Annotated in this window: 7 protein-coding genes and 1 pseudogene; 5 read left to right on the top strand and 3 right to left on the bottom strand. The window is 72.5% G+C overall.

Annotation, left to right across the window (positions count from 1 at the left end; translation table 11 throughout):
* Positions 1–23 precede the first annotated feature (23 nt).
* The gene (locus IEY86_RS18505; RefSeq protein WP_189132849.1) at positions 24–797 is read right to left on the bottom strand and encodes an arylamine N-acetyltransferase family protein; all 774 of its coding nucleotides are present in this window, start codon (positions 795–797) and stop codon (positions 24–26) included.
* A 692-nt stretch (positions 798–1,489) separates the two neighbouring features.
* Between IEY86_RS18505 and IEY86_RS18500 the strand changes: the two genes are divergently transcribed.
* The 5 genes and pseudogenes from IEY86_RS18500 to IEY86_RS18485 all read left to right on the top strand — a co-directional run bounded on the left by IEY86_RS18500 (position 1,490) and on the right by IEY86_RS18485 (position 6,608).
* Positions 1,490–2,596 carry a glutamate--cysteine ligase 2 gene (locus tag IEY86_RS18500; protein ID WP_229698549.1) on the top strand — a complete coding sequence of 369 codons (1,107 nt, stop codon included), beginning with the start codon at positions 1,490–1,492 and terminating at the stop codon, positions 2,594–2,596.
* A 63-nt stretch (positions 2,597–2,659) separates the two neighbouring features.
* A pseudogene (locus IEY86_RS38095) lies at positions 2,660–2,912 on the top strand (flavodoxin family protein); the annotation flags it as partial.
* 191 nt (positions 2,913–3,103) lie between these two features.
* Positions 3,104–3,988, top strand: coding sequence for a L,D-transpeptidase family protein (locus tag IEY86_RS18495; protein ID WP_189132847.1), 885 nt, complete (start codon positions 3,104–3,106; stop codon positions 3,986–3,988).
* 91 nt (positions 3,989–4,079) lie between these two features.
* A complete protein-coding gene (locus IEY86_RS18490) occupies positions 4,080–4,805 on the top strand; it encodes a hypothetical protein (protein WP_189132846.1) in 726 nt (241 codons plus the stop codon).
* 96 nt (positions 4,806–4,901) lie between these two features.
* Positions 4,902–6,608: a PHP domain-containing protein gene (locus IEY86_RS18485; RefSeq protein ID WP_189132845.1), complete on the top strand. Its 1,707-nt coding sequence runs from the start codon at positions 4,902–4,904 to the stop codon at positions 6,606–6,608.
* A 79-nt stretch (positions 6,609–6,687) separates the two neighbouring features.
* Here IEY86_RS18485 and IEY86_RS18480 read toward each other — a convergent pair whose 3' ends face one another.
* Positions 6,688–8,577: a LamG-like jellyroll fold domain-containing protein gene (locus IEY86_RS18480; RefSeq protein WP_189132844.1), complete on the bottom strand. Its 1,890-nt coding sequence runs from the start codon at positions 8,575–8,577 to the stop codon at positions 6,688–6,690.
* A gap of 229 nt (positions 8,578–8,806) precedes the next feature.
* Positions 8,807–12,433, bottom strand: coding sequence for a cobaltochelatase subunit CobN (gene cobN, locus IEY86_RS18475; protein WP_189132843.1), 3,627 nt, complete (start codon positions 12,431–12,433; stop codon positions 8,807–8,809).
* Between the last annotated feature and the right edge of the window lie 72 nt (positions 12,434–12,505).

The following is a 12,505-nucleotide window of genomic DNA, read 5'->3' as shown; positions in this document are numbered from 1 at the left end:
GCCGGGCAGCCGGGCGGTCCTGGTCACTCGGTGGCGGCCGCCCCCCGTACCCGGTCCAGGGTGATGCCGAAGTGGGTGCGGTAGGCGGCGAGCAGTTCGGTGTCGGACTCCAACGCCGTCTCGTACCGCTGCCGGTCGACCGTGCGGATCAGAGTGCGGCCGCCGATGGAGATCCGCCCGTCCTCGGTCAGCCGCGAGCAGATCGGCCCCCGGGTGAAGTGCGAGTCCGGCGAGGTGCGCTGCCACCAGCAGGCGGGGACGAAATCGGCCAGCTCGCGCGGGCGCTGCTCGAGCCGGTACTGCGGCTCACCGTCCTTGAGGACGTCGAGGTCGCCGTCGGCCGTCTCGAGGATCGTGAAGGTGCCCGCGGGGTCGTCCTGCTCCGTGCTCGTTCCCAGCCGCAGCGGAAAGTGGCTGTGGTCGCCGAAGCCGACGTCGACGAGCCAGGGCGCCGGGGTCTCCACGCGCAGTGCGAGGTGGTCGAAGGGCGGACCGGCCTCGGTGCCGTTGAAGACCCGGGCCGACATGAGCGTGACGCGGTAGCCGAGGGCGGACAGCAGTGCGCCGAAGAGACCATTGAGCTCGTAGCAGAAGCCTCCGCGCCGCCGGTGGACCACCTTGTCCAGCAGTGCCTTCTCCTCGAGGACGATGTCCTCGCCCAGGTGGATGCTCAGGTTCTCGAACGGCACCGTCGTCAGGTGCCGCAGCGACAGGTCCCGAAGCCCGTCGGACCCTGCCCGCTCGGGCCGCGCGGCCCCGATGCGTGCCAGATAGGCATCCACCTCGGTGTCGTCCATCCCCGCCTCCTCCTGTTGCCCGCCTGCTCCCGACTCCATTGAGCCACATGGTGCCGGGGCCCCTCCAGCAAGGGGGGCCGCGCCCGAGGAGGCGGGAGACAGGAGAGAAGCAGGAGAGAAGCAGGAGAGAACAGGGATGAGGGAGCAATCCCTGGTGGTGTGGGACGAAGCGGTTGGGGGCGAGGGTGGGCGCCGGACGCGGCGGCGGCTCGCCTCCCAGCCGTCACCGCCGCGCCACCACGCGCGCACGCGCACGGCGACAGCGTCTCGGCTTCCCTCGGCGCTGTCGTGCGCGCCCATTCGCCGTGCGCGCCATCCGTCGTGTGCCCTTTCGTCGTGTGGGCCCATTCGCCGTGTGGGCCCATTCGCCGTGCGCGCCCATTCGCCGTGCGCGCCCATTCCCCGTGCGCGCCCATTCCCCGTGCGCGCCATCCGCCGTGTGGGCCATCCGTCGTGTTGGCCATCCGTCGTGTGGGCCCTTTCGTCGTGTGGGCCCTTTCGTCGTGTGGGCCTTTCGTGTGGGCCTTTCGTCGTGTGCGCCCATGGACCTGGCACGGGGTGTCACGGGCGGGGGGAAAGGGCCGTTCGGAGCGGACCGGGGCCACCCTCGGATCCGGTCGGCATCGGGGCCGGGGGCCACCCGGGTGAGCGGCGAAGTTTCCGCGGCGCGAAAAGGGAAATTCCTATCTGATGTGACAAACTCGCACGCACGGACGGTCGGGGTCGAGGAAGAGCTACTGATCGTCGACCCCGTCGGGGGGGTACCCCGCGCCTTCGCCGAAGCCATGCTGAGCGCGGCCCCGGCGATGGACACCGCCGGGGGCCAGGCGCTCGAGGCCGAGCTCCAGCGCGAGCAGCTCGAGACCGGCACCAGGCCGTGCGCGTCGATGGCGGATGTCGCCCGGGAGGTCCGGCGCTGGCGCCGGGACGCCTCCGGGCGGGCCCGGCAGGCCGGGGCGGAGGTGGCGGCGCTCGCCACGTCGCCGCTGCCCGTCGATCCGTCGCTGACCCCCAAGCCCCGCTACCGGCGGATGCTCGAGGCCTTCGGGCTCCTCGCCCACGAGCAGCTCAGCTGCGGATGCCATGTGCATGTGGAAGTGGAGTCGGACAAGGAGGGCGTGGCGGTCCTGGACCGGATGCGCCCCTGGCTCGCACCTCTGCTGGCACTCAGTGCCAACTCGCCGTTCTGGCAGGGCGAGGACACCTGCTACGCCAGCTACCGGAGCCTGGTGTGGAGCCGCTGGCCGTCGGCGGGTCCCACCGAGCTGTTCGGCTCGCCGGAGGGGTACCGGTCCATGATCCGCACCATGCTCGACTCGGCCACACTGCTGGACGAGGGCATGGTCTACTTCGACGCCCGGATGTCCCGCAAGTATCCGACCGTGGAGATCCGGATCGCGGATGTCTGCCTGGACGCGGACGACACCGTCCTGGTGGCCGCGCTGGTCAGGGGCTTGGTCGAGACCTCCGCCCGGGCCTGGCGGGCGGGCGAGGCCCCGGACCAGGTGCCCACGCATCTGCTGCGCCTGGCCTCCTGGCGCGCCGCCCGGTCCGGTCTCGCGGGCGAGCTGGTGCATCCGCTCAGCCGGCGCCCGGCCCCGGCCGCCGTCGTGCTGCGGGCTCTCGCCGACCATGTGGGCCCCGCCCTGAAGGAGTCGGGCGACCTCGATCTGGTCGAGCATCAGTTGCAGCGGGTGCTGGAACGCGGCAACGGGGCTCATGCGCAGCGTGAGGCGATCCGCCGCGGCGGATCTCTGCGCGATGTCGTGGCCGAGGCGGTCGCCCGCACCCTCGCCTGACGCCGCGGCGGGACGGGCGCCCCCGCCGGGCGCCTGAGCGGGCCGGGCGCTCGAGCACAAGCGGTGGCCGGTGTGGTCGTCACCGGGAACGAGGACGGCGCGCACCACGCCATCAGCGAGATCTCGGGGCCCTCGGCGACATCGGCCGCACCGTCCCGGCCGGGCGCGGACCTACGGGCATCTCGGCCCCGGCCCGGGCCCCGACCACATCGAGGAGCGGCGCGGCCACGACTGGGCGCACTCCACCGGCCGGACGACGGCCTCGAATCGCGCCGGGGCCGCCACCGCCCCGGAGGCGGCCCCGCCTCCCGCCCCGCGCACCTGGCCCCGTACACCCGGCAATACGGGGCATGCCGTACATCGTCCTGTCCGACACGTCGTCCTGTCCGATGATCCCTGGCTGGCCCGGACCGAGCGGCCTCCGATGTCAACTCCTGGCGTCAACAAGACACATGTGCGCCCACCCCGCGTTCCTTCGGCGATCGGCCCTTTGCCAGTATCGACCGCATGACCGCTGCCGCCGCGTCAGGTTCCACCCCAGGACCCGCATCCGAGCCCGGCCAGGGCCGCCACCGCGGCCGCCGCCGCCCACGCCGCCGCAGACCGGCCGCGCTCGCCGGAGGGACGGCCGCGCTGATCGTCGCCTCCGCCGCCGGATACCTCACCCTGGCCTCGCCGGGCGGCCCGGCCTCGGCCGACAGCCGGAGCTCGCCGCACAGCTCCTCCACCCCGGACGCCGCCGGTGCCCCGGCGGGCCCCGACACCGCCGCGCGCTCCAGGTCCCACGCCCTCACCAGGACCTTCACCGAGATCCCCGGGTTGGGCCCGGCCACTCGGGCAGCCGTCCCCGCATCCTCCCGCCAGGTGCTGGTGGCCCGGGGCAGGAGCAAGGACTCCTCGCAGACAACCGCGGCGTTATGGACCCGCACGGACGACGGCCGCTGGAGGCCCGGCGAGGTCTGGTCGGCGCACAACGCCCTTCGGGGCTGGACCAGGCACCACCACGTCAACGATCTGCGCAGCCCGATCGGGGTATTCACCCTCAGTGACGCCGGAGGCTACAGGGCCGACCCGGGCAGCGCACTGCCGTACCACCGTTCGACCGGATTCACCATCGGGGGCACCGGCTTCCGCGGCGAGGCGCTGCGCGGTTCCTTCGACTACGTCGTGGCGATCGACTACAACCGCGTTCCCGGCTCCTCGCCCCTGGATCCCCGGCAGCCCATGGGCCCTTGGCGCGGCGGCGGCATCTGGCTCCACGTCGACCACGGCGGCCCCACGCACGGCTGCGTCACCCTGCCGGAGCGCCAGATGGCCGAACTGCTGCGCACCCTCTCCCCCCACGACCATCCGGTGATCGTGATGGGCGACCACGACTCCCTGGCCAAGTAGCCCGGGCCGAGGGCAGAGCGCACCCCGGGGCGGTCACCCCCTTGGCCTCGGCGGGCGGGCGCCACCCGCCGCCGCGGGGCACGGTGGTGACATGGGAGCAGGCCTCCACCCGGCGGCAGCGCGGGGGTCGAGCCTCGACCAGTGGTGGCACAACACCATCATCGGGCACGAGAGGCTGCCCCTGCTGGTCGCGCTGGCTTCCTTCGTACTGACCTTCGCGATCACCCGCGGCATCACCACCCTCATCCGCGCCGGGCGCGGCCCGTTCAAGAACCTCAGCGTCGAGGGGACGCACATCCACCATGTGGTCCCGGGCGTCATCATCACCGCGCTCGGCGGCTTCCTCGCCATCGGAGCGCGCGGCACCGGAGCCCTGGCGATCCTCGGCGCCGCCGTGTTCGGCATCGGCATCGGACTCGTCCTCGACGAGTTCGCCCTGATCCTGCATCTGCACGACGTCTACTGGACCCCGCAGGGCCGGCTGTCCGTCGAGGTCGTCGTGCTCACCACCGCGCTGGTCGCCATGTTCGTGATCGGGGTCGCCCCGGCCCAGGACGTCGCCGGGGACGTCAGCCGGGTCAGCCGCGCCGCCGCGGCCGCGACCGTGGTGTGGAACCTCATGTGCACGGTCGTCGCCGTCTCCAAGGGCAGACTGAGGCTCGGGCTGGTCGGCGTGCTCGTCCCGGCCGTCTCCCTGATCGCCGCGCTGCGGCTGGCCCGCCCCGATTCCTGGTGGGCCAAGCGCCTCTACCGGGACAATCCGCGGAAGGCGGAACGGGCCCACGCACGCTTCGCCGATCAGAACCGGCCCCCGTAAACTCCCGGCCCCGCGGAGCTCATCCGCGCGTCACCCGCGCCGCCTAGCGTTCGGCCGTCACCACAGCACGGCAGAGCACGACAAGGGAGCAGGCCCATGCCGAACGACAGGCGTCCAGTACCCGAGTGGGCCGACCCGCGGGTGCCGGAGGAGGATCTCGACCGCCAAGGGGTGTCCCGGAGGGGGATGCTGCGCAGGGCGGGGCTGTTCGGCGCGGGATTCGCCGGAGCCTCACTGCTCTCCGCGAGCCCCGCCGCGGCCGGGCCCGCGGCACCCGCGGCCGCACCCGCCGCGGCCGGGGGCCACGGCGACGACCCCGACCTCGTCTACCTCGTCGGCGACCACCATGTGCACTCCGTCTACAGCCACGACGCGAAGTACACCTTCTCCCAGCTCGCCATGCGCGCCGCGCAGTTCGGCCTGGACTGGATGGTCTTCACCGAACACAGCAACTTCGGCCACGCCAACGCCGGGGGGGCGCTCAAGGAACACGACGAGGTCCTCAAGGCCCGCGCCGAGAACCCGCGCATGCTCGTCTTCCAGGGCCTGGAGTGGTACATCCCGGCCGCCGAGCACGCCACCGTCTTCTCGCCCCCCGGCCCGCACGAGGCCGACCTGCTGCGCAGCTTCGAGCTGTCCTACGACGGCAAGCTGCTCGGCCGCACCCAGGGCGCGCCCGACCACGCGGACACCCCCGGCAACGAGCAGCTCGCCGTGGACGGCATCAAGTGGCTCGCGGACCGGCGCAGCGAGGGCTACGTGGACGACGTCCTCGTCCTCGCCAACCACCCCTCCCGGCTCGGCATCAACTCCCCGCACGAGATACGCGCCTGGCGAGACGCCGCCCCGGAGATCGTGATCGGCATGGAGGGCGCGCCCGGTTCCCAGGGAGCGGCCCTGCCCGGCCTGCGCGGCGCCACCAGCATTCGCGGCGAGTACGAGAACAAGCCGTCGGCCCAGTCCTGGCCCGGCTACCCCGACCAGGCGTATGTGACGTACGGCGGGTTCGACTGGATGACGGCGACCGTCGGCGGGATGTGGGACGCGCTGCTCTGCGAGGGCAGGCTGTTCTCGGTCACCTCCAACTCCGACAACCACCGCACCGTCCTGGACACCTGGCGCAACGGCGACTGGGGACCGGGCGAGAACTTCGACAACACCGGCAAGCTGCCCGACCCGGTCAACACCTCGCAGCCGCAGCCGGGCAGCGACTTCTGGCCGGGGCAGTTCAGCCGGACGCACGTGGGTGTGACCCGCTACGGCTACCGCGAGGTCATGGCGGGCCTGCGCGCGGGCCGGGTCTGGGTCGACCACGGGCAGCTCGTCGACGGCATCGACGTCCGGCTGAGCTCCGGCTACGGCGACCGCCGCGGCGCCACCCTGGGCGGACGGCTCCAGGTGCGACGGGGCGAGCGGCTCACCCTGACCGTCACGGTCACCACCGCCTCGCGCCCCAACTTCCACGGGGTGCTGCCGCGGTTGGCGCACGTGGACGTCATCCGCGGAGCCGTGCGCGGGCCGGCGAAGGACCGCGACTCCTGGCGCGCGCCCGGCACCAAGGTGGTGCACACCTCGGACGTCTCCGACCGCACCGGCACCTACACCCTGCGCATTCCGGTGGGCCGGGCCGAGGAGTCGTTCTACCTGCGGCTGCGCGGCAGCGACGGGCGGCGCAACGGCCCCGGTCCGCTCGGTGCCTCCGTCGACCCGCACGGCCCGGTCCCGCACAAGCCGGGCGACGGCGACCCGTGGCTCGACACCTGGCTGTACACGAACCCGATCTTCGTGGACGTCCGGCACTGAGCCCGGCCGATGGCACGGCAGTAAGGGAAGGGCCCCGGTGCTCGGCACCGGGGCTCTTCCCCCGCTCGTCCCCCGCGTCTCAGTCGGCCATCATGAACTTGCTCACCGGCAGCGCCTTGGCGACGATCCGAATGTCGCCCAACCAGCCGTCGAGCACCTGGTCGAGCTGCCCGCCGTACTCGAAGCCGCCGACGAGCCACTCCAGACCGAGGGTGCCTATGCCCGTCACCTTGGCGTTGGGGTTCCGGGCGACAGGGCAGCCCTGGACGTACATCGTCGTGTGGGAGCCGTCGTTGACGACGGCGAGGTGCCACCATGTGTCGAGGCGCAGCTCATCGCCCCAGTTGGTGGCGATTCCCTCGCGGTTGAGCGGAAGGACCGCCCACTGGGGGGCGGGGGCGTCGGAGACATTGAGCGCGGCGACCGGCTCTTCCGGGTCTCCGATGGTGCTGCCCGCGTCGCCGTTCCTGCCACGCCGGCCGATCAGACCCGACCAGGCGTTGCGGCCCGATTCCCAGTACGCCGGAAGCTTGAAGAACACCTCGAGGGTGTAGCCCGAGCGGAAGGTGGCCGTGTTCATCGGAGCGTCGGCCACCGTGCGGAAATAGGTTCCGCGCAGCGGGGCCTTGCCGCCGAGCATACGGACGCTGCCGTGCCCGGGCTGGTCGGGGTGGTGGTCGTCGGACCAGGTGAGCATGCCGGCCGGGCTTCCCGGGGCGGTCGCCGTGACGAGGTGGTTGCCGTGGCCGGACAGGTCGCGGATGCGGTCGGAGCCGGTCAGGGGTGAGCCGTTTTCGTGCCCGCTGTCGAACCGCCAGTAGGCGAGCGTCCCTGGAAGAAGCATCCGGCTCGCCGGGCGCGGCTGCCGCGGGGTGACCGGGGCGAATCCCGCGAACCGCCGCCGGAAGTCGATGGACACGTTGAACCGCTCCTGCGGACCGGTCAGTTCGATCTCCTGGGCCTCCAGCTCGTTGAGCTCCTGTTTCTCGGCCCGACCCAGGATCCACGGGGAGATGGTCTCGACGTCGATGGTGTTCCTGGCCAGGTCGAACCGGTAGAGGCGGATCATCGCGGCGCCGCCGTAGTAGCGGTTCTGGTAGTTGGTGATGTGCAGATGGACATCGTTGCCATCGTCGTTCTTGCGAACGGTACGGGCCGCCGGCCAGTAGTGGCCGTTGAGGGTGAGGAAGATCTGGTCGTTGCCGCGGATCAGCTCGTCCCACAGCCGTTGCCCGAACTCGGAGAACTGGGCCTCGTCGCCCTCGCGGTCGGCGTACACGAGCTCGTGGGTGGTCACGATCACGGGTGCCTTCGGGTGCCGGCGGATCACCTCGCGCGCCCACTCGACACCCTTCGCGGAGGGCCGCCAGTCCAGGGCGAGTACCAGCCAGTCGCGGCCCGCGGCGTGGAAGACGTGGTAGCTGTTGTAACCGTCCGGGGTGGCCCCGCGGTAGGTGGGCGATCCGCGGAAACGTTTCGGGCCGAAGGTGTCCAGGTAGGGGGTGCGGCCACGCTGGTCGTCGGTGGACGACTTGATGTCGTGGTTGCCGGCGAGCACGCTGTACCCGACGCGGTTCGTGTCGAGCAGCCGGAACGCCTCGCCGATCGCGGCGAACTCGTTCGGCCGGCCGTTCTCGGTGAGGTCGCCCAGGTGGGACATGAAGACGATGTTCTCGTCGCGGCCCCTGTGCAGCAGATACCGCAGGGACGCCTCGAGGGGCTCGGGGTTGATGGTTGCGCTGTCGAAGAGGTACTGGGTGTCCGGCATCACGGCGAGGGTGAACCGGGGGCTGTTCCGGTCGGGGCGCCAATCGTGGCGCTCCGGCGTGGCCGGTGCGGCGGCGGCGGGGGCCGCACCCGCGGCGGCGGCCAGGGCGCTGCCGGCTCCGGCGATCGCTGTGGCGCGTAGGAACAGACGGCGGTCGGCACCCGCTCGGGGGGTGTCCGGCCGGTGGTCGGGGCTGCACATGTGCGTCTCCGCTCGTTCTGTGAGGTAGGTCAAGTAGGAGCCACCCGGCACAGCGCAGAGCGCACTTCCGCGCAACGGGCGCGGAAGGTTTCGTGAACACGTTCCTTGGGCACGGCCGGGCAGGGCCGGGCGCCACCGGGCCGACCGGCAGCGCCTGGGCCTGTTACCTGTCCGGCAGAACGTCAGCCCTCCCCGGCCCTCGAGACGGTCCTCGGTCCCGAGGAGAACGTCAGTCCTCCCCGCCCTCGAGCCTGCCCTCGGTCTCCAGGAACAGGGCCCGGACGGCTTCGAGGACGGCCGGGTCCGGCTCCTCCCACATCCCACGGCTCTCCGCCTCGAGAAGTCGCTCGGCCATGCCGTGCAGTGCCCAGGGGTTCGCCTCTTCCAGGAAGGCACGGTTCTCGGGGTCCAGCAGGTAGCTCTGCGCCAGCTTGTCGTACATCCAGTCGGCGACCACGCCCGTCGTGGCGTCGTAGCCGAACAGGTAGTCGACGGTCGCGGCCAGCTCGAAGGCGCCCTTGTACCCGTGGCGGCGCATCGCCTCGATCCAGCGGGGATTGACCACCCGGGCGCGGAAGACACGTGACGTCTCCTCCTGGAGGGTGCGGGTGCGCACGGTCTCCGGGCGGGTGCTGTCGCCGATGTACGCGGCGGGCGCGGTGCCCTTGAGCGCGCGGACGGTCGCCACCATGCCGCCGTGGTACTGGAAGTAGTCGTCCGAGTCGGCGATGTCGTGCTCGCGGGTGTCGGTGTTCTTCGCCGCCACCGCGATCCGCCGGTACGCCGTCTCCATCTCCTCGCGGGCCGGGCGCCCTTCGAGGCCCCGGCCGTAGGCGTAGCCGCCCCAGACGGTGTACACCTCGGCGAGGTCGGCGTCGGTACGCCAGTCGCGGCTGTCGATCAGCTGGAGCAGCCCCGCGCCGTAGGTGCCCGGCCGGGAGCCGAAGATCCGCACCGTGGCGCGGCGTTCGTCGCCGTGCAGCGCCAGGTCGGCGCGGGTGTGCGCCCGCACGTAGTTGTCCTCGTCGCTCTCCTCCTCCAGCGAGGCGGCCAGCCGCACCGCGTCGTCCAGCAGGGCGACGACGTGCGGGAAGGCGTCGCGGAAGAATCCGCTGATGCGCAGGGTGACGTCGACGCGCGGGCGGCCGAGCTGCTCCACCGGGATCGGCTCGAGGCCGGTGACCCGGCGGGAGGCGTCGTCCCACACCGGCCGTACGCCCAGCAGGGCCAGGGCCTCGGCGATGTCGTCACCGGAGGTGCGCATGGCACTGGTGCCCCACAGGGACAGGCCGACCGAGCGCGGCCACTCGCCGTTGTCGGTGCGGTAGCGCTCCAGCAGGGAGTCGGCGAGCGCCTGCCCGGTCTCCCAGGCCAGACGGCTCGGGACGGCCTTGGGGTCGACGGAGTAGAAATTGCGCCCGGTCGGCAGAACGTTGACCAGTCCGCGCAGCGGCGATCCCGAGGGGCCCGCGGGGACGAACCCGCCTTGAAGCGCGTGCACGGCCGCGTCGATCTCGTCGGTGGTGGCGGCCAGCCGGGGAACGACCTGGCGGGCGGCGAAGTCCAGCACGGCGGCGACCGGTTCCCGCTGCTCGGACGGCAGCGTGGAGCAGGTCTTGTCGACGGCGCCCGGATCCCAGCCGGCGTCCTCCATCGCCTGGACGAGGGCGCGGGCCCGCTCCTCCGCGTCGTCGGCGGTGGTGCGGGTGGCCGCGGACTCGTCCAGGCCCAGGGCCTCGCGAAGTCCCGGGAGGGCGGTGGTGCCGCCCCAGATCTGACGGGCCCGCAGGATCGCGAGCACCAGGTCGACCCGCTCGGGACCGGTGGGCGCCTGGCCCAGCACGTGCAGTCCGTCGCGGATCTGGGCGTCCTTGACCTCGCACAGCCAGCCGTCCACGTGGAGCAGGAAGTCGTCGAACTCCGTGTCGTGCGGGCGGTCGTCCAGGCCCAGGTCGTGGTCGAGCCTCGCGGCCTGGATCAGCGTCCAGATCTGCGCCCTGATGGCGGGAAGTTTGGCCGGATCCATCGCCGAGATCGACGCGTATTCGTCGAGCAGCTGCTCCAGGCGGGCGATGTCGCCGTAGGAGTCGGCCCGTGCCATCGGCGGGACGAGGTGGTCCACCAGCGTGGCATGGGCCCGGCGCTTGGCCTGGGTGCCCTCGCCGGGGTCGTTGACCAGGAACGGGTAGATCAGCGGAAGGTCGCCGAGCGCCGCGTCGGGGCCGCAGGACGCGGACATGCCCGCGTTCTTGCCGGGCAGCCATTCGAGGTTGCCGTGCTTGCCGAGGTGGACCACGGCGTCGGCGCCGAAGCCGCCGTCCTCCTGGCCGGCCGCCATCCAGCGGTAGGCGGCCAGGTAGTGGTGCGAGGGCGGAAGGTCCGGATCGTGGTAGATGGCGATGGGATTCTCGCCAAAGCCGCGCGGGGGCTGGATGAGGACCAGCAGATTGCCCCTGCGCAGGGCGGCCAGCACGATCTCGCCCTCGGGGTCGCTGCTGCGGTCGACGAACAGCTCGCCCGGCGGCGGCCCCCAGTGCTCCTCGACCTCGTCACGCAGCGCCCGCGGCAGCTCTCCGTACCAGCGGCGGTAGTCGGCGGCCGGGATGCGGACGGGGTTGCGGGCCATCTGCTCCTCGGTGAGCCACTCCTGGTCGTGGCCGCCCGCCTCGATCAGCGCATGGATCAGCTCGTCGCCGACTCCCGAGGCCAGACCGGGCAGCGCGTCCGGGCCGTCCTCCGGGCCGAGGTCCCAGCCGTGGGCCCGCAGCTCGCGCAGCAGGGCGACGGCGCTGGCGGAGGTGTCGAGGCCGACCGCGTTGCCGATCCTGGAGTGCTTGGTCGGATAGGCGGACAGCACCAGGGCCAGGCGGCGCTCGGCGGCGGGGATGTGGCGCAGCCGGGCGTGGCGCACGGCGATCCCGGCGACTCGGGAAGCGCGTTCGGCGTCCGGCACGTACACCGGCAGGCCGTCCTCGTCGTACTCCTTGAAGGAGAACGGAACGGTGATCAGCCGGCCGTCGAACTCGGGCACCGCGACCTGGGTGGCGGCGTCGAGCGGGGAGAGGCCGTCGTCGCTCTCCTCCCAGGCCGCACGGGTGCCGGTCAGGCACAGCGCCTGAAGGACCGGCACATCGAGGCCGGCCAGCGCCCCCGCGTCCCAGGCGTCCTCGTCGCCGCCCGCGGAGGCGTCGGCGGGGCGGGTGCCTCCGGCGGCCAGGACCGTGGTGACCACGGCGTCCGCGTCGCCGAGCGCGTCGAGGAGTTCGGGCTCGGGGCTGCGCAGGGAGGCCACGAACAGCGGCTTCGGACGGCCCCCGGCGTGCTCGACGGCGCGGCACAGGGCCTCGACGAACGCGGTGTTGCCGCTCATGTGGTGGGCCCGGTAGTACAGCACCGCGACGACCGGTCCGCTCTCCCGGCGCGCGGTGCGCTCCAGCGGACCCCAGGTGGGCGCGGGCCGCGGCGGCTCGAAGCCGTGGCCGGTCAGCAGGACGGTGTCGCAGAGGAACCCGGCGAGCTGGGCGAGGTTGGCGGGGCCCCCGTGCGCGAGGTAGGCATGGGCCTCCGCGGCGATGCCCACGGGAACGGTGGAGGCTCCCATCAGCTGGGCGTCGGGGGCCTGTTCGCCGCTGAGCACGACCACCGGGCGCGGCCCGGCGAGCAGCGTGGCCAGTCCCTCCTCCCAGGCGCGCACACCCCCGAGCAGGCGGACGACGACGAGTTCGGCACCCTCCAGCAGGGCCGGCAGGTCGTCGAGGTGCAGCCGGGAGGGGTTGGCGAGGCGGTAGGGCACGGGCCCTTCGGCCGCACGGGCGCTGAGCAGGTCGGTGTCGGACGTCGACAGCAGCAGGATCACAGGTCGCCTCGCGAGGTCGTTGCGGGCCGGACGGCCGACGTGCCCGGTGCGCCGAGGACGCGGTGGCGGGCC

Source organism: Wenjunlia tyrosinilytica (assembly GCF_014646055.1).
Lineage (GTDB): Bacteria > Actinomycetota > Actinomycetes > Streptomycetales > Streptomycetaceae > Wenjunlia > Wenjunlia tyrosinilytica.
This window is presented reverse-complemented; position numbering and strand designations above follow the sequence as displayed.

Coding starts and splice junctions, on each gene's coding strand:
- IEY86_RS18505 (WP_189132849.1), bottom strand. CDS start 797: ATGGACGACACCGAGGTGGATGCCTATCTGGCACGCATCGGGGCCGCG.
- IEY86_RS18490 (WP_189132846.1), top strand. CDS start 4,080: ATGGGAGCAGGCCTCCACCCGGCGGCAGCGCGGGGGTCGAGCCTCGAC.
- IEY86_RS18485 (WP_189132845.1), top strand. CDS start 4,902: ATGCCGAACGACAGGCGTCCAGTACCCGAGTGGGCCGACCCGCGGGTG.
- IEY86_RS18495 (WP_189132847.1), top strand. CDS start 3,104: ATGACCGCTGCCGCCGCGTCAGGTTCCACCCCAGGACCCGCATCCGAG.
- IEY86_RS18480 (WP_189132844.1), bottom strand. CDS start 8,577: ATGTGCAGCCCCGACCACCGGCCGGACACCCCCCGAGCGGGTGCCGAC.